18 protein-coding genes are annotated in these 24,747 nt (G+C 72.6%); 10 read left to right on the top strand and 8 right to left on the bottom strand.

Translation table 11 applies throughout. From position 1 onward, the window contains the following. Positions 1 to 3 precede the first annotated feature (3 nt). From Ato02nite_RS45745 to Ato02nite_RS45730, 4 genes are all read left to right on the top strand, one after another. A complete protein-coding gene (locus Ato02nite_RS45745; RefSeq protein WP_213013004.1) occupies positions 4 to 3,576 on the top strand; it encodes an alpha-L-rhamnosidase in 3,573 nt (1,190 codons plus the stop codon). Between the two features lie 187 nt (positions 3,577 to 3,763). Continuing rightward, the gene (locus Ato02nite_RS45740) at positions 3,764 to 5,602 is read left to right on the top strand and encodes a bifunctional sugar phosphate isomerase/epimerase/4-hydroxyphenylpyruvate dioxygenase family protein (RefSeq protein WP_246608135.1); all 1,839 of its coding nucleotides are present in this window, start codon (positions 3,764 to 3,766) and stop codon (positions 5,600 to 5,602) included. 132 nt (positions 5,603 to 5,734) lie between these two features. Then, positions 5,735 to 6,196 carry an ATP-binding protein gene (locus tag Ato02nite_RS45735; protein WP_213013003.1) on the top strand — a complete coding sequence of 154 codons (462 nt, stop codon included), beginning with the start codon at positions 5,735 to 5,737 and terminating at the stop codon, positions 6,194 to 6,196. A gap of 11 nt (positions 6,197 to 6,207) precedes the next feature. After that, positions 6,208 to 6,534, top strand: coding sequence for an STAS domain-containing protein (locus Ato02nite_RS45730; protein ID WP_213013002.1), 327 nt, complete (start codon positions 6,208 to 6,210; stop codon positions 6,532 to 6,534). Here Ato02nite_RS45730 and Ato02nite_RS45725 read toward each other — a convergent pair whose 3' ends face one another. Genes Ato02nite_RS45725 through Ato02nite_RS45695 form a run of 7 tightly spaced genes read right to left on the bottom strand, consistent with a single transcriptional unit; the run spans position 6,535 to position 15,472 of the window. Further along, positions 6,535 to 7,185 carry an adenylate kinase gene (locus tag Ato02nite_RS45725; protein ID WP_213013001.1) on the bottom strand — a complete coding sequence of 217 codons (651 nt, stop codon included), beginning with the start codon at positions 7,183 to 7,185 and terminating at the stop codon, positions 6,535 to 6,537. A gap of 53 nt (positions 7,186 to 7,238) precedes the next feature. After that, a complete protein-coding gene (locus tag Ato02nite_RS45720) occupies positions 7,239 to 7,388 on the bottom strand; it encodes a hypothetical protein (protein ID WP_213013000.1) in 150 nt (49 codons plus the stop codon). After that, entirely contained in the window at positions 7,388 to 9,025 is a 1,638-nt protein-coding gene (gene atzF / locus Ato02nite_RS45715) for an allophanate hydrolase (RefSeq protein ID WP_213012999.1), read from the bottom strand. The genes Ato02nite_RS45720 and atzF overlap by 1 nt, the downstream gene beginning before the upstream one ends. Next, a complete protein-coding gene (locus tag Ato02nite_RS45710) occupies positions 9,025 to 12,516 on the bottom strand; it encodes a 5-oxoprolinase/urea amidolyase family protein (protein WP_213012998.1) in 3,492 nt (1,163 codons plus the stop codon). Before Ato02nite_RS45710 ends, atzF begins: the two co-directional genes overlap by 1 nt. Positions 12,517 to 12,531: 15 nt before the next feature. Beyond that, entirely contained in the window at positions 12,532 to 13,134 is a 603-nt protein-coding gene (locus Ato02nite_RS45705) for an urea amidolyase associated protein UAAP2 (protein WP_213012997.1), read from the bottom strand. Then, a complete protein-coding gene (locus Ato02nite_RS45700; protein ID WP_213012996.1) occupies positions 13,131 to 13,928 on the bottom strand; it encodes an urea amidolyase associated protein UAAP1 in 798 nt (265 codons plus the stop codon). Before Ato02nite_RS45700 ends, Ato02nite_RS45705 begins: the two co-directional genes overlap by 4 nt. Next, positions 13,925 to 15,472 carry an amino acid permease gene (locus Ato02nite_RS45695; RefSeq protein ID WP_246608134.1) on the bottom strand — a complete coding sequence of 516 codons (1,548 nt, stop codon included), beginning with the start codon at positions 15,470 to 15,472 and terminating at the stop codon, positions 13,925 to 13,927. The genes Ato02nite_RS45700 and Ato02nite_RS45695 overlap by 4 nt, the downstream gene beginning before the upstream one ends. Positions 15,473 to 15,634: 162 nt before the next feature. Between Ato02nite_RS45695 and Ato02nite_RS45690 the strand changes: the two genes are divergently transcribed. From Ato02nite_RS45690 to Ato02nite_RS45670, 5 genes are all read left to right on the top strand, one after another. Further along, the gene (locus Ato02nite_RS45690; RefSeq protein WP_213012994.1) at positions 15,635 to 16,219 is read left to right on the top strand and encodes a TetR/AcrR family transcriptional regulator; all 585 of its coding nucleotides are present in this window, start codon (positions 15,635 to 15,637) and stop codon (positions 16,217 to 16,219) included. Positions 16,220 to 16,326: 107 nt separating this feature from the next. Then, a complete protein-coding gene (locus Ato02nite_RS45685; protein WP_213012993.1) occupies positions 16,327 to 17,625 on the top strand; it encodes a Rieske 2Fe-2S domain-containing protein in 1,299 nt (432 codons plus the stop codon). Continuing rightward, complete coding sequence (locus Ato02nite_RS45680; protein WP_213012992.1) at positions 17,618 to 19,132, top strand: glutamine synthetase family protein; 1,515 nt, start codon at positions 17,618 to 17,620, stop codon at positions 19,130 to 19,132. The genes Ato02nite_RS45685 and Ato02nite_RS45680 overlap by 8 nt, the downstream gene beginning before the upstream one ends. A 12-nt stretch (positions 19,133 to 19,144) precedes the next feature. Further along, positions 19,145 to 20,560 (top strand): aldehyde dehydrogenase family protein, encoded by a 1,416-nt coding sequence (locus Ato02nite_RS45675; RefSeq protein ID WP_213012991.1) that lies wholly within the window; start codon positions 19,145 to 19,147, stop codon positions 20,558 to 20,560. 26 nt (positions 20,561 to 20,586) lie between these two features. After that, complete coding sequence (locus tag Ato02nite_RS45670; RefSeq protein ID WP_213012990.1) at positions 20,587 to 22,863, top strand: FAD-dependent oxidoreductase; 2,277 nt, start codon at positions 20,587 to 20,589, stop codon at positions 22,861 to 22,863. Between the two features lie 10 nt (positions 22,864 to 22,873). Here Ato02nite_RS45670 and Ato02nite_RS45665 read toward each other — a convergent pair whose 3' ends face one another. After that, positions 22,874 to 23,560 (bottom strand): GntR family transcriptional regulator, encoded by a 687-nt coding sequence (locus Ato02nite_RS45665; protein ID WP_213012989.1) that lies wholly within the window; start codon positions 23,558 to 23,560, stop codon positions 22,874 to 22,876. A gap of 163 nt (positions 23,561 to 23,723) precedes the next feature. On the opposite strand from Ato02nite_RS45665, the gene Ato02nite_RS45660 reads away from it, so the two are divergent. Continuing rightward, a partial coding sequence (locus tag Ato02nite_RS45660) for a copper amine oxidase (protein WP_498371297.1) occupies positions 23,724 to 24,747 on the top strand: 1,024 nt, incomplete at its 3' end.

The raw sequence follows: 24,747 nt of genomic DNA, 5'->3' as shown, positions 1-24,747 counted from the left end.
CGGATGCTCAAACTCGCCGTCGCGGCCCTGCTGGCGATAACCGTCACCGCTCCCCCGGCAACCGCCTCTCCCCCGCAACAGGCCCTCGTCACTTCCCCGGTGAGCCTCGATCCGGCCCACTGGATCTGGTACCCCGAGGGTGACCCGACCCAGACCGCGCCCGCCGCCACCCGTTACCTCCGTCGCACCTTCACCGCCCCGGCCGGTCCCTACACCGATGCCCAGCTCGTGGTGACCGGTGACGACACGGTAGATGTCTGGCTCAACGACACGTATCTGGCCGGCTCCGCGCGCACCACCGACGCGTGGAAACAGGCGCGGTACGTCGATCTGGCCGGCGCGCTCCGGGCCGGCACCAACACCCTGCGAATCGCCGTGCGCAACACCGGCGCCGGCCCGGCCGGCCTGCTCGGCCGGGTCCGGATCGCCGCCGCGGCCGGCTCCGTCGACCTGGTCACCGACGGCGCCTGGCAGGCCGCGAACGGCACGCCGCAGACCTGGGTCACCGCGAAGGACCTCGGAGCGTACGGGCGAGGTCCGTGGAACCGCGACGTGGCCGCACCGAACAACGGCGCCGGATCACCGGTGACCCTGGCCGGCCTGACCACCGAGCGCCGCACCGATCCGGTCGGCCTCGACGCGGCCGAGCCACGCTTCGGCTGGCGGCTGGTCTCGACGGCCGGCGGCCAGATCCAGGGCCGCTACCAGGTCACCGTCGGCACCACGCCGAACGGCGCGGACGTCTGGGACAGCGGCCAGGTCGCGTCCGGGCAGAGTGTCGACGTGCCCTACGGCGGACCGGCCCTGGCGAGCAACCGCACCTACCACTGGCGGGTGCGGGTCTGGGACGCGCAGGGCCGCCCGAGCCCGTGGAGCACCCCGGCCCGGTTCGACACCGGGCTGTTCGACCCGGCCACCGAGTGGCAGGCCTCGTTCATCGGTGCGCCCGCCACCGCCGACCTGACCGGCGCCTCCTGGATCTGGTACCCGGAGGGCGACCCCGCCCCGGCCGCGACCCGCTACCTGCGGCGCACCGCCACCCTGCCGGCCGGCGGACCGGCGACCCTCGTGGTGACCGGCGACGACACCGCCGACGTGTGGCTCAACGGCATCAAGGTCAGCTCCTCGCGCCGGGTCACCGACTCCTGGAAGCGGGCCACCACGGTCGACGTGACCGGGCAGGTCCGGGCCGGCGCCAACACCATCGCGATCGCGGCGACCAACACCTCACCCGGCCCGGCGAGCGTCATCGCCAAGTTCACCGCGGGTAGCACGACCGTGGTCACCGACGGATCGTGGAAGGCGTCGCCGACCGGCCCGGCCGGCTGGGAGCAACCGGGCTTCGACGACGCGGCCTGGCCCGCCGCCCGGGTGACCGCCGCGCTCGGCGGCGGCGACTGGGGCAACCAGGTCTCGGTGCCGAATCCCACGCCGTACCTCAGCAAGGGTTTCGATGTCGGTAAGCCGGTCGCGCGGGCGCGGCTGTTCGCGACGGCACTCGGCCTGCACGAGACCTATCTGAACGGTGCACGGGTCAGCGACGAGCGGCTCGCACCCGGCTGGACCGACTACACGAAGCGGCTGCAGTACCGCGTCTACGACGTGACCGGCCGCCTCGCGCAGGGCGGCAACACGATCGGCGCCCTGGTCGGCAACGGCTGGTACTCCGGGAACATCGGCTTCGCCGGCAGTCAGCGGTACGGCACGTCGCCCTGGTACTCGGCCCGGCTGGTCATCGAGTACGCCGACGGGACCCGCGCCGACGTGCGGACCGACGCCTCCTGGACCGCCACGAGCAGCACGATCGTGAGCGACGATCTCTACCACGGCGAGGATCAGGACGCCCGGATCCGGGGTGGCGCCAGTGTGCCCGTCACCGTCCGCGGCCAGGCGCAGCCGACGCTGGTCGCCCAGGTCGACCCGGGCGTGACGGTGCGGCAGGAGTTCCGCCCCACCAGCATCACCCAGCCGAAGCCGGGCGTGTGGATCGCCGATCTCGGGCAGAACTTCGCGGGCTGGAACCGGCTGCGGGTGACCGGGCCGGCCGGCACGAAGGTCACGCTGCGGCACGGCGAGATCCTGAACCCGGACGGCACGCTCTACACCACCAACCTCCGGGCGGCCCAGGCCACCGACACCTTCACGCTGGCCGGCACCGGTGCGCCGGAGGTGTTCGAACCGCACTTCACCGTGCACGGCTACCGCTACGTCGAGCTGACCGGGTTCCCCGGCACCCCGACCGCGGACAACCTGACCGGGCTGGCCGCCTGGACCGACGGCGCCGAGACCGGCACGCTCACCACCAGCGACCCGCTGGTCAACCAGCTCCAGCACAACATCGTCTGGGGTGCCCGGTCGAACATGCTGTCGATCCCGACCGACTGCCCCCAGCGCGACGAGCGGCTGGGCTGGACCGGGGACATCGCGGCATTCGCGGCCACCTCCACCTTCAACTTCGACACCCACGGGCTGCTCGCCAAGTTCGCCGACGACCTGGTGGACGCGCAGCGGGCCGACGGGGCGTTCACCGACGTGGCGCCGGCCGTGATCGACGGCGCGGGCAAGGCCGGCTGGGCGGACGCGGGGGTGGTCGTGCCGTACACCATCTGGCAGCGCTACGGCGATCTGTCCGTCGCGGACGAGCACTTCGCGGCGATGGCGAAATACGTCGACTACCTGCGGTCGACGGCCGGCGCCGACCTGGTCCGCGACCACGAAACGTTCGGCGACTGGCTCAACGTCGACGACAACACCCCGAACGACCTGAGCAGTACGGCGTTCTTCGGCTGGTCGGCCCGGCTGCTCTCGCGAATGGCGGCGGCCACCGGACGGACCGCGGCGGCCCAGGATTACGGCACCCTGGCCGACCGGATCGGCGCCGCGTTCACCGCCCGCTTCGTCGCCGCGGACGGGACCGTGGGCAGCAACAGCCAGACCGGGTACGTTCTGGCGCTGGCCTTCGGGCTGGTGCCGGACGACCGGGCGCAGGCGGTCGCGGACAAGCTCGCCGCCAAGGTGGACGCCCGCAACGGGCACCTGTCGGTCGGGTTCATGGGCGTGGAGAACCTGCTACCGGTGCTCGCCGACCACGGGCACCTGGCCACCGCGTACCGGATCCTCCAGCAACCGGACTATCCCGGCTGGGGTTACATGAACGCGCGCGGGGCGACGACGATCTGGGAACGCTGGGACGGCATCCGGGCCGACGGCTCGCTGCAGGACCCGGGGATGAACTCCTTCAACCACTACGGCCTCGGCTCGGTGGGTGACTGGCTCTACCGCTCGGTCGGCGGCGTCGGCCCGGCCACGCCGGGCTACCGCCAGGTGCTCATCGCCCCCGAACCCGGCGGCTCGCTCACGGCCGCGACGGCAACGCTTTCGACGGCGTACGGCGTGACGCGCTCGGCGTGGACGAAGACCGGCTCGACGCTCACCCTCGACGTGGTCGTGCCGCCGAACGCGACCGCGCTGGTGCGCTTGCCGGCGGCGGCTACCGGCCTGCCCGCCGAGGCGGTCCCGCAGGACGGATCCTCGTACCTGGTCCCGTCCGGAAGTTACCGGTTCACCATGGGCTGAGAATCAGCGGCGGCTCCGCACCGGCCCGGTGGTGATCACTGCCGGGCCGGCGCGACGGGTACGACGTGGTGGTCACGCCACGCCGCTGGGTATGAAGGAGGGCGACCCGTTACCGGTCGGCATGGCCCGGGTCGCACCTACCACGTTCGTCGGCAAGGTGCCGTCTCACAGATCGAGGATGACCACGATGAGCAGTCTGCGGCGCGCGATGGCGACCGTGTGCGTCTCGGGCGCGCTGGACGAGAAGATCGCGGCGGCCGCCGCGGCCGGGTTCGACGGCATCGAGCTGTTCGAGAACGACCTGCTGGTGTCGCCCTGGTCGCCGGCCGAGGTCCGGGCCCGCTGCGCCGATCTGGGCCTCACCATCGACCTCTACCAGCCGTTCCGGGACTTCGAGGGGGTGAAACCGGAGCAGCTGGCGGCCAATCTGGCCCGGGCCGAGCACAAGTTCGACGTGATGGCCGCGCTCGGCACGGATCTGGTGCTGGTGTGCTCATCGGTCTCGCCGGCCACGATCGACGATGACGACCTCGCCGCCGAGCAGCTCGCGCTGCTGGCCGAACGGGCCCAGGCCCGCGGGATGCGGATCGCCTACGAGGCCCTGGCGTGGGGACGGAACGTGTCCACCTGGGACCACTCGTGGCGGATCGTCCAGCGGGCCGGCCACCCGGCGCTGGGCCTCTGCCTGGACTCCTTCCACGTGCTGTCCCGCGAGGTCAGCCCGGACGGCATCAGCGGCATCACCGACGGGAAGGTCTTCTTCCTGCAACTGGCCGACGCGCCCCGGCTCGGCATGGACGTGCTGCAGTGGAGCCGCCACCATCGGCTGTTCCCGGGCCAGGGCGACTTCGACCTGACCGGCTTCGTGCGCCGGGTGCTCGACACCGGTTACGCCGGGCCGCTGTCGCTGGAGGTGTTCAACGACGTCTTCCGGCAGGCCGATCCGGTCCGGACCGCGGTCGACGCCATGCGTTCGCTGATCGCCCTGGAGGACGGCATCGGGGGCCGCCCACTGCCGGCCGCGCCGGCCCTGTCCGTGCACGCCTTCACCGAGTTCGCGGTGGACGGCCGGTCCGGCCCGGCGCTGCAGGACGCGCTGCGCGGCCTCGGCTTCGCGCACACCGGTCAGCACCGGTCCAAGCCGGTGCAGCTGTGGGAGCAGGGCGCCTGCCGGGTGGTCCTGAACAGCGCGGTGGTGCGGCCCCAGGCCGCGGGCACGGCGGCGCTCAGCGCGTTCGCCCTGACCAGCGCCGATCCGGACAAGTCCCGGGCACGGGCCGAGGCGCTGCTCGCACCGGAACTCCCCCGGGCGCGCGGCCCGCACGAGGCCGACCTCACCGCGATCGCTGCGCCGGACGGCACCTCGATCTTCCTGAGCCGCGACGACAACGACTGGCGGGCCGACTTCCTGCCCACCGGCCCGGTCCTGACCGACGGGGCCGGCCTGACCCGTACCGATCATCTGGGTCTCGCCCAGCCGTTCGACCACTTCGACGAGGCCGGGCTCTTCTACCACTCCGTGCTCGGGCTCACCCACTCCACCAGCGGGGAGTTCGCCGCGCCGCTCGGCCTCATGCGGTCCCGGGCCTTCACCACCCCGGACCGGGGCATCCGGCTCGCCCTCACCGTCGCCCTGCTGCGCCGCGGCGACTGGGCCCCGGCCGTGGCCGACCCGCAGCACGTCGCGTTCGCCACCGACGACATCTTCGCCACCGCCGCGGCCATCGACCGGCTCGGCGGCACCACCCTGCAGGTGTCGAACAACTACTACGACGACCTGATCGCCCGGTTCGCGCTGCCCGGCAACGAGGTGGACCGGCTGCGCCGGCACGGCATCCTCTACGACCGCGACCCCGACGGCGGCGAACTGCTGCACATGTACACCCCGGTCTACGGCGGACGCGTGTTCTTCGAGATCCTGCAGCGCCGCGGCGGGCACGACGGGTTCGGCGAGCTGAACGCCCCGGTACGCATGGCCGCCCACCGCCACCTGCGGCTATCGGCCGCGCGGGAGCTTCCGCGCTGAGAAGAACCGCCACATCGCGAGCCGGTGGAACGGCGGCTTCCGGGCAGTGGGAGGCCGGCTCGGGGTGCTGTCGAACCCGCGGCCGGGAGGTGTCAAGTTTCCGATCGAGCGATCGGGGCAATGAGCCGTGCCATGAGCTCGCTGCGTCTGCTCGCGCCACCCGCGCACGCCCGGCAGCTGCTCAGCTGGGATCTGACGAGCAGCGACGACCTCCGGAGAATTCGGGCCGGACTGCACCGGCACGTCGGCGCCGGCCTGCCCGGAGACCGGGCCGGGCCGGACGACGTCGCGGACCGGATGGCCCTGGTCGTCACCGAACTGGCCGGCAACGCGCTGCGGCACGGCCGGCCGCCGTACGTCGTGACGCTTCTGCGCGACGCCGACTGCTACATCCTCGACGTGAGCGACCACAGCCCGGACAAACCGCCCGACCTGCCCCGGCCGCAAGAACAGATCCGCGTCGGCGGCCGAGGGCTGGTCATCGCACGCACGCTGGCCCGGGAGGTGTGCTGGTATCCGGCCGGACCTGCCAAACACATCTGGGCATCCTTCCCGGCCCCGTCACCACCTCCGGATGTCGTACCCCTGTGTTAGACATTCCGGTTGTGCCTACCCCTCACTTCAGCATCTCCCTGCTGGCCGAGCCGCCCGACGCCGTGCGGGTGAGTCTGTCCGGCGAGTTCGACATGAGTGTCGGCGACGCCCTCGCCGACGCGCTGCGGGCGGCCGCCCACCGGCCCGGTGTCACCCGGGTGGTGGTCGACCTGGAGGACACGATGCTGATCGATTCGCACGCCATCGCCGGCCTGGTCGCCGGCTATGACGCGGCGACCTCGGCCGGCCGGGGTTTCGCCGTGGTCAACGGCCGGGGTCTGGTCCAGCAGGTCCTCGACGTCACCGGGCTGTCCGAGGTGCTCTGCGGCCGGTCGTGATCAGTCGTGGCCGAACGCGGCGCCCAGATCGGTGAGATCGATCGGTCGCCGGGCGTGCTCCGGGACGTGGTCGACCAGCGAGCTCATGGCTTCCAGGGCGGTCAGAACCTGCCGAGCGACCCGTTCCATCGGCGGCATGGCGTCCACCGTGACCAGGATGCCCCGCGAGGCGTACCAGCCGACGATCGGGTGGGTGACCTCGTGATAGAGGGCGAGCCGCCGGCGGATGACCTCCTCGGTGTCGTCCGACCGTCCCTCCAGCGCCGCCCGCGCCAGCAACCGGCGGGTCAGTTCCTCGTCGTCGGCCTTCAGATGCAACGCCACGTTCGCGGTCATCTCCAGGCTGCGGCCGATCTCGTACAGCGCCCGCGCCTGGGCCATGTTGCGCGGCATGCCGTCCAGGACATACCCGCCGCCGGCGGCCTTCGCGTCGGCGAACGCGGTGCGCACCATGTCCAGCACGATCTCGTCCGGAACCAGCTCGCCCCGGCTGAGGTGGTCTCGGACGGCACGACCCAGTTCGGTGCCCTGGGCGACGTGGTCGCGCAGCAGATCACCGGTCGCGATGTGCGGGATGCCGAAGTGCGTGGCGATCAGGGCACCCTGCGTGCCCTTGCCCGCCCCGGGCGGCGCGACCAGCAAGACCCGCATCACGGATGTCCTTTCGTCGTGGAGCTGACGTCGACATTACGGTGTGAGATCTTTCAGCGTCTGAACAGGTGCCACACTGCGGGCAGCAGACCCGCCGCGTTGGCGACCTTGACCAGGGCGGCGGTCGCGCGGTGCCGGGTCAGCCGGGTCAGCAGCAGGTCACCGAGGACGAACCGCGGGGCGTGCAGGGCAACACCGTTCATCAGGACTCCAGGTAGGCGAGCCAGCCGCCGTGGGCGGTGATGTCGGGGGCGTCGGTGAGGGCGGCCGGTTCGCACAGGAAACCGGTCACCGAGGTGCCGTCGGCGAGCCGCACCTTGCCGAGTGCCATCGGCGCGGGCAGGGCGGCCAGGAACGGGCCGAGGGCCGCGGGCGGCAGCTCCCACAGTTCGCCGGCGATCGCGGCGCCGCCGAGCGCGACCCGGAGCAGCCCGGGTTTCGGCGGGGTGGTGGGCAGGGCGTGCATCCGGTATTCGGCCGCGGTGCGGACCGGGCCGGCCAGCCGCCCGCCGGCCGAGGTGAGCTGGTGGTTGAGCGGCTGCCCGCTCAGGTGGGCGCCGATCACCAGCAGCGGCAGCCCGGCCGAGTAGGGCACCGCCGGTTCCGCGCCGACCAGCATGGCCGCGATGTCGGCGGCGACCGCGTCGGCGAAGCCCCGGGTGATGACCTGGACGCCGATCCCGGCGGGCACGGCGACCGCGGCCAGCCCGAAGAGATTGCAGAAGTTGGTGAACGTGCCCACCCGCGCGTTGACGCCGATCGGGTCGGCGGTGACCTCGGCGATCGTCGGGTGGAACGGGGCGGTCGGCAGCAGCAGCGCGTCGGCGTCGCCCCACTCGGCCATCGCGTCGGTCCGCAGCCGTTCGAGGCGTTCGGTGTCGGCGACCAGCACGTGCGCCGGGATGTCCCGGGCCTTCCCGATGATCGCGGCGACGGTCGGGTCGGCGTCGTCCGGGAGCGAGTCGAGGAACGCGCCGACCGCCGCGTACCGTTCGGCGACGAAACCACCCTCGTACAGCAGCTTGGCGGCCGCGAGGAACGGCGCGAGCCGGATGGTCCGCAGCCGGGCCCCGGCGCTCTCCAGGGTTTTCCCGGCCCGCTCGAACAGGTCCAGCCATTCCTCGGACATGTGCGGCAGGTCGCCCCGGTCGGGCACCGCGATGACCGGCTGCGGCGGCGCCGCGAGCGGCGCGTCCGCCGGGAAGGGGTCACTCATGATCGCTACGGCCGAGCGGCCTTCGGCGAGGGTACGGGCGAAGACCGTCACGCAGTCGAGGCTGCGGGAGGCGGGCACCACGCCCTGGACGGGGACCACGCCGTAGGTCGGTTTGAGGCCGACGATCTGCTGGAACGCGGCCGGCACCCGCCCCGATCCGGCGGTGTCGGTGCCGAGGGCCAGGTCGGCGATGCCCAGGGCGACGGCCACCGCCGAGCCGGAGCTGGACCCGCCGGAGACGCGCGAAGGGTCGCGGACGTCCCGCACCGCGCCGTAGGGACTGCGGGTGCCGACGAGCCCCGTCGCGAACTGATCGAGGTTGGTCTTGCCGAGCACGATGGCACCGGCGTCGACGAGCCGCTGGACGGCCGCGGCGCTGACGGCCGGCCGGTAGGCGTACGAGGGGCAGCCGGCCGTGGTGGGCAGGCCGGCGACGTCGATGTTGTCCTTGACCGCCAGCAGTTTCCCGGCCAGCGGCAGCGTCTCACCCGCCGCGAGGCGGGCCTCCACCGCCGCCGCCTCGGCCAGGACATCGGGTTCGGCGCGCAGGGTGATCCACGCTTCGGGGCGCTCGCCGAGGGCGAGCTGGGCGTAGGCGGCGCGGACGCGGTCCTGCGGGGTCATCAAAGGGTCCTTCCGGCGAGTACGACCAGGGGGTTCCCCGGCGCGACCTGCGCGCCCGGGCTGACCAGGATGTCGGCGACGAGCCCGGCGCGCGGCGCGGTCACCACGGTCTCGAGCTTCATCGCTTCCAGGGCGAGCAGCGGCTGCCCGGCTTCGACCCGGTCGCCGGGCCGTACGTCGATCCGCCACACGCTGGACACGAACGGCGCCTCGACGAGCACGCCGCCGTCCGGGACGGTGACCTCGGTCGCGGCGGGCGGTGCCGGCGGCTCGGGCCGCGGATCGAACTCCCCGGCGGCCGCCCAGTCCGCCCGTTCCTGGGCGAACGCCGCCGACTGCCGGGCCCGGAAGTCGGCGATGGACGCGGCGTTCTCGGCGAGGAAGGCCTGGTGGTCGGCGAGCCGGAAGGTGCCCTCGTCGATCCGCGGCCGGTGCCGCCCGGCCGCCACGTCGGCCCGCAGATCGAGCAGTTCCTCGGCGCCGACCGGGTACCACTGGATCCGGTCGAAGTGCTGCAGCAGCCACGGATCACCGGCCTCGCGCCAGCGCGACCACACCTGCACGGTCCGCCCTACGAACTGGTAGCCGCCCGGACCCTCCATGCCGTAGATGCACAGGTAGGCGCCGCCGATCCCGACCGCGTTCTCCGGCGTCCAGGTGCGGGCCGGGTTGTACTTGGTGGTGACCAGGCGGTGCCGCGGGTCGAGCGGGGTGGCCACCGGCGCGCCCAGGTAGACGTCGCCGAGCCCGAGCACCAGGTAGCTGGCGTCGTGCACGGTCCGGTACACGTCGTCGACGCTGTCCAGGCCGTTGACCCGGCGGATGAACTCGATGTTCCACGGGCACCACGGCGCGTCGTCGCGGACCCCGGCCATGTAGCGGGCGATCGCCTCCCGGGTGGCCGGATCGTCCCAGCTCAGCGGCAGGTGTACGACCCGGCTCGGCACCTCCAGGTCGCGCGGCAGCGACTCCTCGGCCGAGCGCACCGCGTCGAGCAGCTTGCGCACCGGGAGGAGCGAAGGGTCCACGTGCACCTGCAGCGACCGGATGCCGGGGGTCAGGTCGACCACGCCGGCCAGGCCCTCGGCGCGCAGCCGGTCCATCAGGGCGTGCGCCCGCATCCGCAGGCCCAGGTCCAGCGTCATCGCGCCGTACTCGATGAGCAGGTTGTCGTCGCCGGACCGGCGGTAGGTCACGTCCTCGCCGCGGGCCAGCACGCCGTCGTCGACGGTGCTGATCAGCGGGGTGAAGTCGAGGTCGGAGACCGGCACGAAGCGCACCGTGTCGCCCGGGCCGAGCTGCCCGAGCTTCCACCGCTCGGCGGTGATGACGGTGGCCGGGCAGACGAAACCGCCGAGGCTGGGGCCGTCCGGGCCGAGCAGGATCGGCACGTCCCCGGTGAAGTCGACGGCACCGACCGAGTACGGGGTGTCGTGGATGTTGGACGGGTGCAGGCCGGCCTCGCCGCCGTCGGTGCGCGCCCAGCGGGGCTTCGGGCCGACCAGGCGGACGCCGGTGCGGGCGGAGTTGAAGTGCACCGTCCACTCGGCGGCGTAGAACTCGTCGATGTCTTCACGCAGGAAGAACTCCGGAGCGGCGTGCGGGCCCTCGGTGACCCGGATCCGCCAGTCGCGGCGGATCACCGGCCGCTGCTCGACCGGCACCGGTCCCCGGACGGCCGCACTCTTGAAACACCGCAGTACGTCACCGACCCGCAGCGCCCGGCCGCCGTGGCCGCCGAATTGACCGAGCGTGAAGGTGGACGCACTGCCCAGATAGAGCGGCACGTCGAGGCCACCGGCAAAAAGCACATAGGCCCGCAGTCCGCCGTCGGTTGCCTTGCCCACGTCGAGGACCGCCCCGGCCGGCACCGACACCGGCTCCCAGCGCGGCACCCGGACGCCGTCGACGGTGACCGGGACCGCCGCGCCGGTCACGCAGATCGTGGCCGGCGCGGTGAAGCGCAGCGCCGGCCCGTCGACCGTGCATTCCAGGCCCGGCGCGCCGGACGGGTTGCCGAGCGCCTCGTTGCCCAGCCGGAACGACAGGTCGTCCATCGGCCCGGACGGCGGCACGCCGACCTCCCACAGCCCGGTCCGGCCGGGCCAGTCCTGCACCGTGGTCATCGTGCCGGCCCGCTCCACGACGATGCGCGGCTCGTCGTCGTGCACGTCGGCGAGCGTCGCCGTCGAGTGGGTGGCGGCAAGCACGTCGGGCTGCCGGGCGGCGGCCCGCAGCAGTCCGAGGTTGGTCTCGATGCCGTCGATCCGGGTGGCCGACAGCGCTTCGTCAAGTGCGGCGAAGGCCAGCGCGCGGGTAGGCGCGGAGACGATCACCTTGGCCAGCATCGGGTCGTAGGCGGTGGACACCTCGGTGCCGGCGGAGACCCAGCCGTCCACCCGTACGCCGGAAGGAAAGCTTGCCTGCGTGATCAAGCCGGCGCTGGGCCGGTGACCTTGGGTGGGGTCCTCCGCGTAGACGCGGGCCTCGACCGCGGCGCCGGAGGCCGCGGGAGGCGCGGCCGGCATGTCGGTGTCGCCCTGGGCCAGGCGCAGCATCCACTCCACCAGGTCGATACCGTAGATCGCCTCGGTGACCGGGTGCTCGACCTGCAACCGAGCGTTGACCTCGAGGAACGAGGCCTGGGCGGAAAAAGCGTCGTAGACGAACTCGACCGTTCCGGCCGATCGGTAGTTCACCGAGGAACAGAGCGCGGCCGCCGACGAGTGCATCCGCTCCCGCACCGCAGAGGGGAGGCCCGGCGCCGGTGCCTCCTCGATCACCTTCTGGTTCCGGCGCTGGAGGCTGCAGTCCCGGTCGCCGAGGACGACCACTCTCCCGGCACCGTCCCCGAAGACCTGCACCTCGACGTGCCGGGCCCGCTGGATGTACCGCTCCAGGAACACTCCCCCGCTGCCGAAACTGGCGACGGCCATCCGCTCCACCCGGTCGAAGGCGGCCGCCAGTTCGGTGGCGTCGAAGCAGGCCTGCAGGCCGATGCCACCGCCCCCGCCGGTGGCCTTGACCATCACCGGATAGCCGATCCGCTCGGCCGCCTCCAGCGCCTCGTCCAGCCCGGACAGCAGCCCGGTCCCCTCGATCATCGGGACGCCGGCCGCGGACGCCAGCTCCCGGGCGGTGTGCTTGGCGCCGAACGCGGCGAGCTGGGCCGGGGTCGGCCCGGCAAAGATCAGCCCGGCCTGCTCGACCGCGGTGGCGAACCCGGCGTCCTCGGAGAGGAAGCCGTAGCCCGGGTGGACGGCGCCGGCGCCGGTGGACAGCGCCGCGTCGATCACCCGGTCGGCCAGCAGGTAGCTCTCCCGGGCCGGGGCGGGCCCGAGCCGGACCGCCGCGTCCGCCATCGCGACGTGCGGGGCGGCCCGGTCGGCGTCGGAGTAGACGGCCACCGTCTTGAGGCCCATCCGCGCGGCGGTGCGGATGATCCGGCAGGCGATCTCGCCGCGGTTCGCGACGAGCAGGGTGTCGAACATGGAAGCGGCCTCTCTTTACTGCGTCACGACCATGCGGACCGGCGTGGGGTCGAAGCCGTTGCACGGGTTGTTGATCTGCGGGCAGTTCGAGACGAGGACGAGGACATCCATCTCGGCCCGCAGCGACACGGTCCGGCCGGGCGCCGAGATCCCGTCGACGATGCCGAGGCTGCCGTCCGGGTCGACCGGCACGTTCATGTACCAGTTGATGTTGCTGACCAGGTCGCGTTTGCCCAGGCCCCAGCGGCTCCCCTCGAGCAGGAAGTTCTCCACGCAGGCGTGCTGGTGCTTGGTGTGGTGGCCGTACCGCAGGGTGTTGGATTCCCGGCTGCACGCACCGCCCACCGTGTCGTGCCGGCCGACCTCGTCGGCGGTCACGGTCATCAGCGGCCGGCCCTCGCTGGAGCGCAGCACACTTCCGGTGGTCAGGAAGATGTTGCCCTGCGCGGCGATGGTGTCCGGCGCCGAGTAACGCTCGGCGGTGTCGTCGGCGTTGTAGAGCAGGCAGTCGACCGCCTGGTTGCCCTTCAGGTCCTCGATGGTGAGCACCTGGCCGCGCCGGACGATCGCCGACCACGGCGCGCGCGCCTCCACGATCTGGTCGAGCACGGTCGTCATGCGAGCCCCCGGGCGGCGAGATAGTCGGCGGTGTTGAGGAAGGCGCGTTCGCCTTCCGGCGACCGCGACCAAAGATCATCGGTGGGCGCGGCCGGTTCCCCGGTCCAGGCTTTGAGGCGTACGGCGGAGCAGGTGTACGCCTCCCGCGGGTCGAGCGGATGCGGCACGTTGGCGAGCAGCACCGTCACCGGCATCTCGGCCCGCAACTCCACGGTCGCCCCGGCCCCGGCCGAGCCGAGCCAGCTGAACCCGCCGTCGTCGCCGACCCGCACGCCCTGGAAGAACGAGATGCTCGGCGGCAGGTCCCGGCGGGTCAGGCCGTGCTTGGCGGCGGCCAGCGTGAACAGCTCCCGGCCGGCCGGCGTCGGGCCCTGCGGGCTGCCGTCGCCGTACCGTTCGGTGTTGGACAGCAGCGTGGACGTGCCGCAGAAGGCGTCCGACCGGTCGGGTGCCCCGGCGGTCACCGAGGCGAGCACCCGGCCCTGGTCGGACAGCAGCAGGTGGCCCTGCCCGACGTAGGCCTGCCAGAGCACCTTCACGGTGTCGGCGACGTTGAGCCGCTCCCACGGTTCGTCCGCGTTGAACAGCAGCACCGAGACGCAGGCGTCGCCGTACACATCGGTCAGTTGCAGGGTGGTCCCGCGGGCCAGCCGCTTGCCGGCGTAGCCGCCGCCCGGGACGGTCTCGGCCCAGGTGAGGCCGTCCCCGGCGGGCAGGGTGGGCATGCACTCGACGACGGTTCCGCCCTGGGCGCGGGCGTGCGCCCGGGCCCCGGCGGTGGTGGCGGTGCTCATGCGGCCTCACCCTCCGGGACGACCGTGGCCGGCAGCGGGAGGTGCAGCGACATCGCGCGGGTGCGGTAGCGCAGGAAGGCCAGGCCACCGGCGAGCAGGGCGCCGCCGACGAACAGCAGCGAGAAGTAGTGCAGGTACCAGTGCGCGCCGGCCGGGTCGTAGACCTCCGCGCGGGGCCAGCCGAGGTTGACGATCATGCCGATGCCGTAGACCACGGCGAGCGCGTTGACGACGATCCCGAACCGGCCGAGCGAGAACAGCTTCCCGCCGCGTTCGGTGCCGGCCGCTTCCTCGTTGCCGGGCCAGCCCTTCAGCCGGCGAGCCAGCAGCGGGATGGTCACGAGGGCGTAGGCGATGTAGAGCATGACGATGCAGACGCTGGTGATCGCGGTGAACAGGGCGGGCTGGCCGATGTTGACCAGCAGAACGGCGGCGGCGCCGGCCCCGACGACGATGGACGGCAGGATCGGGGTTCCGGTCCGGGTCGACACCCGGCGCAGCGCGGCCGAGAACGGCAGCACGTCGTCGCGGGCCATCGAGAAGACCATCCGGCTGCCGGCGGTCTGGATGGCCAGCGTGCAGACCGCGATGGCGATGGCCACGTCGATCAGCAGGATCCGGCCGCCGGTCTCGCCGAGCCGGCTGGTCAGGACGTAGGGCAGGCCCTCGGTGGCCAGCCGGCCGTCGGTCAGGCTGGGTGCGGCCATCAGCGCCGCGATCAGCATCAGGCCGCCGCCGATCCCGGCCGCGGCGAGCGCCCGCAGGATGGTCCGCGGGGCGGTGTGCCGGGGGTCGCGGGTCTCCTCGCTCAGCTCGCCGGCCGAGTCGAAACCGACCACCACGTACGCCGCCATCAGTGCCGACACCAGGAACGGGCCGACGTAGCCGAGCCCGGTACCGGTGCCGCCGGTGTCGAAGACGACGCCCGGCCCGCGCTCAGCGTGGGTGAGCAGCAGGATGACCACCGTGGCCACCCCGATGATCTCCAGGGTGACGCCGGTGCTGTTGACGATCGAGGTCAGCCGGACACCGATCACGTTGATCACCGTGGTGATCGCGATCAGCGCGGAGCCGAGGATGACCGCGTTGGTGGCGCCGGTGGTCGAGGTGAGCGCCGGGTCGCCGCCGACGAGCTGGAAGCCGGACCAGATCGACGGGAGCACCACCTGCAGCGCGATCGCGGCCGCGGCGACCGTGGCGATCTGCGCGACGATCATGACCCAGCCCGCGAACCAGCCGACCGTGGCGTTGGCGAGCCGCCGCGACCACTGGTAGATGCAGCCCGAGATCGGGTAGCGGGCGGCCAGTTCGGCGAAGTTGAGGGCGACCATGAACTGGCCGGCGAAGACGAGCGGCCAGGTCCAGAAGAAGGCCGGGCCGCCGAACGAGAAGCCGAAGGCGAACAGCTGAAAGACGGTGGTGAGGATGGAGACGAAGGAGAATCCGGCGGCGAACGACGCGTAGCTGCCGATGCTGCGGTGCAGCTGCGGCTCGTATCCGAAACCGCGCAGGTCCGCGGCGTCGGCATCGGTCTTCACAGGCACTGGCGGAGCAGAGGTTGGGGACACGACCGCCTCCTCAGAATCAATTTCTGTCAGTTGACAGATTTCCGGCGAGGAGCGCGGCGGCGGTTTCCCGGTCGTAAACCTTGAGTTGCCGGATGTATCGGCGGCGTTACGTCGCGGGCGCCGTGGCACCATTCACGCGTGAGTTCCGCACCGGTCGGCCGGCCCCGCTCCGGCGCCCGGCGGCTGCCGTCCGCCACCGCCCGCGAGGAGATCCTGGATGCCGCCGCCGAACTGTTCGCCCAGCGCGGTTACGCGGCCACCTCCACCCGGCTGATCGCCGAGCGGGTCGGCATCCGGCAGGCGTCGCTCTACTACCACTTCGCCACCAAGGAGCAGATCCTCGCCGAGCTGCTCGAGGCGACGGTGCGACCGTCGCTCACCTACGCCGAGTCGCTCTCCGAACTCACCCCGGCCGCGGCCCTGCACGCCCTGGTCCGGTACGACGTCGGGGTGCTGCTCGGCGCGCGGTGGAACATCGGCATCCTCTACGCCCTGCCGGAGATCGCGTCCGAGCCGTTCGCCCGGTTCCGCCGTGAGCGCGCGGAACTGCGCGCGGTCTACCGGTCGCTGACCACCGCCGTCGGCTGCTCCGAGATCACCGGCGAACTCGTCTTCGGGCTGGTGGAGAGCGTCATCGGGATGCGCCGCGACATCCCGTCGCTCCCGCCCACCGAGGTCCTGCAGGGTGCGGTGGCGGCGGCGGCCCTGCGCCTGCTCGCCTGAGCCGACACCGGCCGGAAACACGACAGCCCTTTCCCCGTGATCAAAGCCGTGCCAGGATTGGATCCAATCTTGGCTGGATCGGATGCCGATGACGACGAGGAGGGCGCGTGCTCAAGCACGACGAGAACGAACGGGTCACCCGCAGCGGGCCCGGCACGCCGCTCGGCCGGCTGATGCGCGCCTACTGGCAGCCCGCCGCGCTCGTCTCCGAGCTGGCCCCGGACCGGCCGGTCAAGCCGGTCCGCCTGCTCGGCGAGGACCTGGTGCTGTTCCGCCGGGCCGACGGCGGCTGGGCCCTGGTCGGCCGGTTCTGCGCCCACCGCGGGGTCGACCTGGCCTTCGCCCGGCACGAGGACGGCGGTCTGCGCTGCCTCTACCACGGCTGGCTCTACGGGCCGGACGGCCGCTGCCGGGAGCAGCCGGCCGAACCGGCGCACAGCCGCTTCGCCGAGAAGGTGCGCATCCCCAGCTACCCCTGCGTGGAACGCAACGGCATCGTGTTCGCCTACCTCGGCGAGGGCGACCCGCCCCCGCTGCCCGGCTACGACGCGCTCGAGGCCCCCGACGAGTACACGTTCGCCTTCAAGGGCCTCTGGGAGTGCAACTGGCTGCAGGGCCTGGAGGGCGGCATCGACCCGAGCCACGTGTCCTTCCTGCACCGGTTCATCGACGAGGACCCGCGCGAGGTGTACGGCCGGCAGTTCAGCGAGATCGTCGAGGGCACCGGGCAGAAGCTGTCCAAGCTGGTCGGTGACGCGTTCCGGCCGGACATCGAGGTCGAGGACACCGAGTACGGCCTGCGGGTGTACGCCCTGCGGCAGCTCACCGAGGAGATCAAGCACGTGCGGATCACCAACCTGGTGTTCCCCAACGCGTTCGTGGTGCCGTTCGGCAACAGCAAGGTCTTCATCCAGTGGCACGTGCCGATCGACGACGAGAACCACTACTGGTACATGATCTTCTACGACTTCGCCGAGCGGACCGACAAGGAGACGCTGCTGGCGCAGCGCCTGTCCGAGGTCAGCCTCCCCGATTACCGCCCGCTGCGGAACAGGGCCAACAACTGGGGGTACGACCCGGCCGAGCAGCGCGATCTCACCTACACCGGGATGGGCCTGGACATCAACGTCCACGACCAGTGGGCGGTCGAGAGCATGGGCCGCATCCAGGACCGCAGCACCGAACGGCTCGGCGTCTCCGACCGGGCGGTGACCGCCAACCGGCGCAAGCTGCTGCGCGCGATCGACGCGTTCGCCACCGGTGGCCCGCTGCCGGCCCGCGGCGCCGAGCTGACCGGCCCGCTCGCGGTCGACACCATCGCGCCGACCGCCGACTGGGAGGCGACCTGGCGCCGCCGCGAGGCCGAGCGCCGCGCCGCGTCCCCCTGGGCGTGCCCGCATGCGTAGCGTCGACGAACGCCCGGTCGCCGAGGGCGGCGAGGGCTGGGACGCCCGGCCGATGCTCGCCGCCGAGCGCGGCGGTTTCATCGACCGGCACGGCATCTGGAGCCAGGAGCAGTACGCCGCCGCCGGCCAGATGCGCCGGGTGATCGACGAGCTCGGCCTGGAGCTGGTCCGGTTCTCCTTCGCCGACCAGCACGGCGTGCTGCACGGCAAGACCCTGACCCGGGCCGCGGTGCCGTCCGCACTGCGCTCCGGGGTGACCGCGCCCAGTTCGCTGCTGCTCAAGGACTCCTCCGGCCGGTCCGTCCTGCCGGTGTTCACCGCGGACGCCGAGAAGGGATTCGCCGGTGCCGGTGACGTGGTGCTGGTCCCCGACCCGACCACGTTCCGGGTGCTGCCGTGGGCCCCGAAAACCGGCTGGGTGCTCTGCGACCTGCGTTTCCCGGACGGCTCGGCGGTGCCGTACTGCACCCGGAGCCTGCTGCGCGGGCAGCTCGGCCGGCTCGCCGACGCCGGCTACGACCTGACCGTCGGCGTCGAGCTGGAGTTCCACGTCTTCCGGGCCGAGGAGGTCGCGATGGCCGCCGACCGGGTCGGCGCTCCCGGCGCGCCCGGCCGCCCGCCGCGGGTGGGCCCGGTCAGCAGCGGCGCCCAACTGCTGCACGAGGAGGGCCTGGACCGGGTCGACGACCTGGTCCAGCTGCTCCAGCACGGCCTGCAGCGGCTCGACCTGCCACTGCGCTCGATCGAGCTGGAATTCGGGCCGAGTCAGCTGGAGATCACCCTGCAGGCCACCGGCGCCGCGGCGGCCGCCGATCACGTGACCCTGACCCGGTCGGCGATCCGGCAGCTGTGCCACCGGGCCGGTTATCACGCCACGTTCATGTCCCGTCCGGCCGGGACGGCGACCGCCTCCACAGGCTGGCACCTGCACCAGTCGCTGCGAGCTCGGGAACCCGTGCGGGCGGCGTTCGACCCCGGGCCGGACGAGGCGCTGATGTCCAGCACGGCCCGGCACTGGCTGGGTGGGCTGCTCGCGCACGCTTCGGCGGCCGCCGCATTCACCACGCCGACGGTCAACGGCTACAAGCGGTACCTGCCGTTCTCCCTGGCGCCGGACCGGGTGCTGTGGGGTGCCGACAACAAGGGCGCGATGGTCCGGGTGGTCGGTGGCGGCTCGGACACCGGCGCGCGGCTGGAGAACCGGTCCGGCGAGCCGGCCGCCAACCCGTACCTCTACATCGCCTCGCAGATCGTGAGCGGCCTGGACGGACTCGCCCGCGGCACCGATCCGGGGCCGCCCACCGAGAACCCGTACGCCGCCGAGGCCACCCGTCTGCCCCGATCCCTGGGCGAGGCGATCACCGCTTTGGCGCAGGATCCGGCGTTCGCCGACGCGTTCGGCGCGAACGTCGTCGACTGGTACTGCCGGATCAAACGCGACGAGTTCGCCCGTTACCTGGCGCACGTCTCCGATTGGGAGCAGCGCGAGTACTTCGACCTGTTCTGAAAGAGGACACCCATGCTCATCGACGGCGAATGGATCGACCCGGGCCCCCGCGAGACGATCCCCGTGCTCGACCCGGCCAGCGGCGAACTGATCACCTCGGTCGCCCAGGCCACCGACGCGGACGTCGACGCCGCCGTGCGCGCCGCGGGCCGGGCGCACGCCGACCGCCGCTGGTCCGGGCTACCGCCGATCGAACGCACCCGCGTCCTCAGCCGGATCGCCGACCTGATCGAGGAGAACCTCGAGGAACTGGCCGTCCTGGAGACCCGGGACAACGGCAAGCCGATCGAACGCTCCCGGGCCGACACCGCCTTCTCGGCGAAGGACTTCCGGCACTTCGCGGGTGCCCCGGGCCGGCTCACCGGCACGGTCGTCCCGATCGACGGCGGGGGGCACCACGTCTACACCGTGCTCGAACCGGTCGGGGTGGCGGCGCTGATCCTGCCCTGGAACTTCCCGATCATGACGGCCGCGCACAAGCTCGCCCCGGCCCTCGCGGCCGGCTGCACGGTCGTGGTCAAGCCGGCCGAGCAGACGCCGCTGACCATGCTGCGGCTGGCCGCGCTCTGCGCCGAGGCGGGCCTGCCGGACGGGGTGCTCAACGTGCTCACCGGCGACGGGCGGGTCGGCGCGGCGCTGGTCGCGCACCCCGGCGTGGCGAAGGTGTCGTTCACCGGGTCCACCGAGGTCGGCCGCCGGGTGATGGCGTCGGCGGCGGCCACCACCAAGCGGGTCACGCTGGAGCTGGGCGGCAAGAGCCCGAACATCATCTTCGCGGACGCCGACCTGGACGCGGCCACCGCGACCGCGATGCGCGCCTCGTTCGGGCACTCCGGGCAGATGTGCACGGCCGGCAGCCGGATCCTGGTGCAGCGGTCGATCCTGGACGAGATGGTCGAGCGGCTGACCGCGGCGACCCGCAAGGTGCCGGTCGGCAACGGGCTGGACGGCGGCATCTCGGTCGGGCCACTGGTCTCCGAGGAGCAGCGGCAGATCGTTCTCTCGTACATCGGGAAGGGTGTCGCCGAAGGCGCGGAATTGCGGGCCGGTGGCACGGTGCCGGACCGGCCGGGTTACTTCGTCGAGCCGACGCTGTTCACCGGGGTCACCAACGACATGGTGATCGCCCGCGAGGAGATCTTCGGGCCGGTGGCCGGGGTGATCGCCTTCTCCGACGAGGCGGAGGCGATCGCGATCGCCAACGACACCGGGTACGGCCTGGCCGCCGGCGTGTGGACCCGTGACCTCTCCCGGGCCCACCGGATGGCCGCCGCGCTGCACACCGGCACGATCTGGGTGAACACCTACAACATCTTCGATCCGGCGCTCGCCTTCGGCGGCGTCGGCGACTCCGGGCTCGGCCGCGACCTCGGCGACGAGGCGCTGCACTCGTTCTGCGAGTCGAAGGGCGTCGTGATCGCGCTATGAGTTTTACCCAGATGGGATCCAATTTCGTGCCTTTAACATCCAGAGATGCCACCCCGGGCGCTCGGTATGCCCGGCATCTCAATGCGGCCGGCGCCGCGCTACCGAGCGAGACCGTCCTCGGCACGGTGATCGAGCATCTGCGCCTGGAAGCGCGGATCGGCGGCTACGAGGCGGCCGAGGCGGCCCGGGAGCGGTCGGAGCGGGTCTACGAGCTGGCGGCTCGGCTGATCGGGGCCGAGGCCGAGGACATCGCGCTGACCGAGAGCGCCACCGTGGCCTGGCACCGGGCGATCGACGCGATGCCGTTGCGGCCGGGCGACCGGATCCTCGCCGCCGCGTCCAGCTACGTCAGCTCGGCCCTGCACCTGTTCGAACTGCGCCGCTCCCGGGGCATCGAGGTGGAGGTGCTGCCCTGCGCCGCCGACGGCACGGTCGACCTTTCGTTCCTGGCGGAGGCGCTGCGCCGGCCGGCCGCGCTGGTCACGGTGGCGCACGTGCCGACCTCCTCGGCGCTGATCGAACCGGTGGCCGAGATCGCCGCCCTGGCCGGGGCGGCCCGGGTGCCGCTGCTGCTGGACGCCACCCAGTCCCTGGGCCAGTTGCCGCTCGATGTCGCCGGCATCGATCTGGTCGTCGGCACCGGCCGCAAGTTCCTGCGCGGCCCCCGCGGCACCGGCCTGCTCTACGTCTCGCCGCGGATGCGCGAACGCCTGCACCCACCGCACCCGGACGTCCGCGGCGCGACCTGGCAGAGCGGGGACGCGGTCGAGCTGGCGGCCGGCGCGCGCCGCTTCGAGACCTGGGAGAACGCGCACGCCCTGCGGCTCGGCCTGGGCGCGGCCCTCCAGGAGACCCTCACGCTGGGCGTCGACACCATCGGCCGGTACACGGCCGGGCTCGCCGGCCGGCTGCGGGCCGCCCTGGGCGAGATGCCGGGGGTCCGGCTGACCGATCCGCCGGCCGGCGGCGGGGCGATCGTCACCTTCGTCCGCGACGACGAGAAACCGGCCGAGACCGTACGCCGTCTGCGCGCCGCCGGGGTGCACCTGGTCGCCGTCCCGGCCCACCACGGCCGCTGGGACCTGGAACGACGCGGCCTCGACGCGGTGGTCCGCGCGTCGGTGCACGTCTACAACGACGACTCCGACGTGGACGCGCTGGTGACCGCACTCGGCCGCCGATCCGCTCCGGCCTTTGTCAGCTCCGCCGCCCGGACCGACGTGATCGTGGTCGGGGCCGGCGTGCACGGCTCGTCCACGGCCTGGCAGCTGGCCCAGCGGGGGGCGAGCGTCGTTCAGCTGGACCGCTTCCCCGACGGGCACACCGAGGGCTCGTCGCACGGGCACATCCGGATGATCCGCCGGGCCTACCCGAACCCGATCTGGGACGACCTGGTCGACCGCGCCTACCTGGCGTGGGCCGAACTGTCGGCGGCGGCCGGCGAGCGGCTGCTGATCACCACCGGCGGCCTCTACGCCCGCCCGGCCGTCTCAACGACTCCGGGCCTGCGCGGCCCCGGCTGCATCCCGGTCGACGCGGCCCGCGCCGCCGAGATCTTCCCGGGCCTCCGGCTCGGCGACGAGTTCGGCGCGATCTACGACCCCGCCGCCGGGGTGCTCGACGCCGCCGCCGCGATGCGGTCGCTGCGCGAGCTGGGCCTGGCGCACGGGGTGGACCGGCGCACCGGCTGCCGGGTCGAGGGGTGGAGCGCGGACGGCGAGGGCGTCACGGTCCGCACCGCCGACGGCCTGCTGCGGGCCGACCGCCTGGTGATCACGGCCGGCCCGTGGACCGGCGCGCTGGTGCCGGAGCTGGCCGATCTGCTCCGGGTGGTGCGGATCGTCAACATCCACATCGGCGCCTCCGATCCGGCCGCGGTGTCGGCGCCCGCGCTCGGCCCGTTCTCGGTCGAGGTTCCCGGGGTGGGCCTGCTCTACGGGCTGCCGGCCTTCGACGGCAGCGCTGTGAAGATCGGCCTGGACCACGGGCCGGCCGACGACCCGGAGCGGCCGCAGACGCCGGTCACCGCGGCCGAGGCGGCCACCCTGCTGGGTCTCGCTCGCCGGTTCCTGCCCGCCGCGAACGGCGACGTGGTCGACTCGGTGGCGTGCCGGTACACGATGGCGCCGCGCAACCGGTTCGCGGTCGGAGCACTGGCCGGGACACCGCAGGTGCTGGTGGCGGCGGCCTGCTCCGGGCACGGGTTCAAGTTCGGCCCGGCGATCGGCGCCGGCCTGGCCGACCTCGCGCTCGGCAAGCAGCGGCCCGACCTGGACTTCCTCAGCCCGGGCGAACTGGGATGAGCCGCCGCCGTCAGCCGCGGAAGACGGTGCCGGAGCGGCGCTCGTACCAGCGGGCCAGCTGCTCGCCGGCGCTGATCACGTGCGCCTGCATCTCGCGCCGGGCCAGCTCGCTGTCCTCGGCCTGCAGCGCGGCCAGGATCCGCTCGTGCTCGGCGAAGTTGTCGTCCCGGTGCCGGGGGTGCTCCTGCAGCACCAGCGCCGAGACGTTGCGCGGGAACGCCTCGTTGATCTCCTTGATCACCCGCGCCAGCCGGTCGTTGCCGGAGATCTCGTGGATCAGCGTGTGGAAGCGGTCGTTGGCCGCGTGCGACGCCGCGTTCGGCGGGGCGTCGCCGGGACGCAGCAGCTCGTTGGTGGCCCGCAACTCCTCGAACCCGTCCCGGGTGATCCGGCGGACCGCCCGCACGCAGGACAGGCCCTCCAACTCGGCGCGCACCTCGTACGCCTCCCGGACCTCCCAGGGGGCCGGCACCCGGACCACCGCGCCGCGGTTGGGCACCACCTCGATGAGGCCGCCGGTCTGCAGCTGGCGCAGCGCCTCGCGGACCGGGGTGCGGCTGACGCCGAGGGTCTTGGCCAGCTCGGCCTGCCGCAGCTGGGCCCCGATCGGGATCTCCCCGGACATGATCCGCGCCCGGATGGCGGCGGCCGTCTCGTCGACGAGTGCGCTGCCCGATGCGGGCGAGCTGGTGTCCATAGTGCCCTCGTTCGATCCAGGGGGTGGGGATGGGGAGAAACGATAGCAAGCCTTCGGTCGAATATGGGAGCCAGACTCCTCAAGATTGGATCCACCGACACTATAAAGGTATCCCGAACTGCCGTAATGTCGTCCCGAGTATGCCGATGAACAGGAGCCGCCGATGAGTGCGTGCCACCCCTCCCCCCACCGGGCCGTCCGCTCGCACCCCCTCGACCCGCCGACCGCCGACGAGATCACCCTCGCCGTCGCGGCCGCCCGGGCCGACGGCCGGCTCGGGGAGCGCCCCCGCTTCTGGGGTGCCACCCTCGACGAGGCGCACGCCCGCCGGGACGCCCCCGGCGTACGCCTCGGATTGGTGGCCATGTCCGCGGGCGGCGCCGCCGCCTGGGAGATCGACGTGCTGATCACCGGCGGGACGGCCGAGTGCACCGGCTGGCGGCCGGTCGACCCGCGCCGGCCCGGCATCACCTCCGACGAGGCCCGCGCCGCCGCCCAGGCGTGCCGGGACAGCCCGCTGTTCCGGCAAGCGCTGGCCCGCCGCGGCATCCACGACGTCTCGCTCGTGATGATCGACGCCGAGTCGATGGGCGGCTTCGAGGAGAAGTACCGCAACCGGCGGGTCACCTGGGGCACCGTCTGGCACCGCACCACCGAGGACGACAACGGTTACGCCCGGCCGGTCCAGGGCGTGGTGCCGATCATCGACATGCACACCATGGAGGTGCTCGAGGTCGAGGACCACGGGGTCATCCCGGTCTCCGACGAGGCCGGCTCGCTGGCCACCGGCGCGCTCGGCCCGGACCGCACCGGGCTCAAGCCGCTCGAGGTGGTGCAGGCCGACGGCCCGAGCTTCACCGTGGACGGCTGGAAGGTCGAGTGGCAGGGCTGGACGTTCCGGGTCGGCTTCACCCACCGCGAGGGCCTGGTCCTCTACGACCTGGAGTTCCTCGGCCGGTCGGTGCTCAAGCGCGCCGCCTGCAACGAGATGTACGTGCCCTACCTCGACTCCAACTCCACCCAGTACCGCAAGAACTTCTTCGACTGGGGCGAGTACGGCGCCGGCCCGCTGACCAACTCCCTCGCCCTGGGCTGCGACTGCCTCGGCACCATCCACTACTTCGACGGCGTGCACCTCGGCGGTTTCGGCGAGCCGGTCACCATCGGCAACGCGATCTGCATGCACG

The organism is Paractinoplanes toevensis (genome assembly GCF_018332695.1).
In the GTDB taxonomy this organism is placed as follows: domain Bacteria; phylum Actinomycetota; class Actinomycetes; order Mycobacteriales; family Micromonosporaceae; genus Actinoplanes; species Actinoplanes toevensis.
Note: the sequence above shows the minus strand (reverse complement) of the source record. Positions and strands in the feature narration are given on the sequence as shown.

What these genes read in the sequence shown, in the direction of transcription:
- Ato02nite_RS45745 (WP_213013004.1), top strand. Translation starts at nt 4, where the DNA reads ATGCTCAAACTCGCCGTCGCGGCCCTGCTGGCGATAACCGTCACCGCT.
- Ato02nite_RS45740 (WP_246608135.1), top strand. Translation starts at nt 3,764, where the DNA reads ATGAGCAGTCTGCGGCGCGCGATGGCGACCGTGTGCGTCTCGGGCGCG.
- Ato02nite_RS45735 (WP_213013003.1), top strand. Translation starts at nt 5,735, where the DNA reads ATGAGCTCGCTGCGTCTGCTCGCGCCACCCGCGCACGCCCGGCAGCTG.
- Ato02nite_RS45725 (WP_213013001.1), bottom strand. Translation starts at nt 7,185, where the DNA reads ATGCGGGTCTTGCTGGTCGCGCCGCCCGGGGCGGGCAAGGGCACGCAG.
- Ato02nite_RS45720 (WP_213013000.1), bottom strand. Translation starts at nt 7,388, where the DNA reads ATGAACGGTGTTGCCCTGCACGCCCCGCGGTTCGTCCTCGGTGACCTG.
- atzF (WP_213012999.1), bottom strand. Translation starts at nt 9,025, where the DNA reads ATGACCCCGCAGGACCGCGTCCGCGCCGCCTACGCCCAGCTCGCCCTC.
- Ato02nite_RS45710 (WP_213012998.1), bottom strand. Translation starts at nt 12,516, where the DNA reads ATGTTCGACACCCTGCTCGTCGCGAACCGCGGCGAGATCGCCTGCCGG.
- Ato02nite_RS45705 (WP_213012997.1), bottom strand. Translation starts at nt 13,134, where the DNA reads ATGACGACCGTGCTCGACCAGATCGTGGAGGCGCGCGCGCCGTGGTCG.
- Ato02nite_RS45700 (WP_213012996.1), bottom strand. Translation starts at nt 13,928, where the DNA reads ATGAGCACCGCCACCACCGCCGGGGCCCGGGCGCACGCCCGCGCCCAG.
- Ato02nite_RS45680 (WP_213012992.1), top strand. Translation starts at nt 17,618, where the DNA reads ATGCGTAGCGTCGACGAACGCCCGGTCGCCGAGGGCGGCGAGGGCTGG.
- Ato02nite_RS45675 (WP_213012991.1), top strand. Translation starts at nt 19,145, where the DNA reads ATGCTCATCGACGGCGAATGGATCGACCCGGGCCCCCGCGAGACGATC.
- Ato02nite_RS45665 (WP_213012989.1), bottom strand. Translation starts at nt 23,560, where the DNA reads ATGGACACCAGCTCGCCCGCATCGGGCAGCGCACTCGTCGACGAGACG.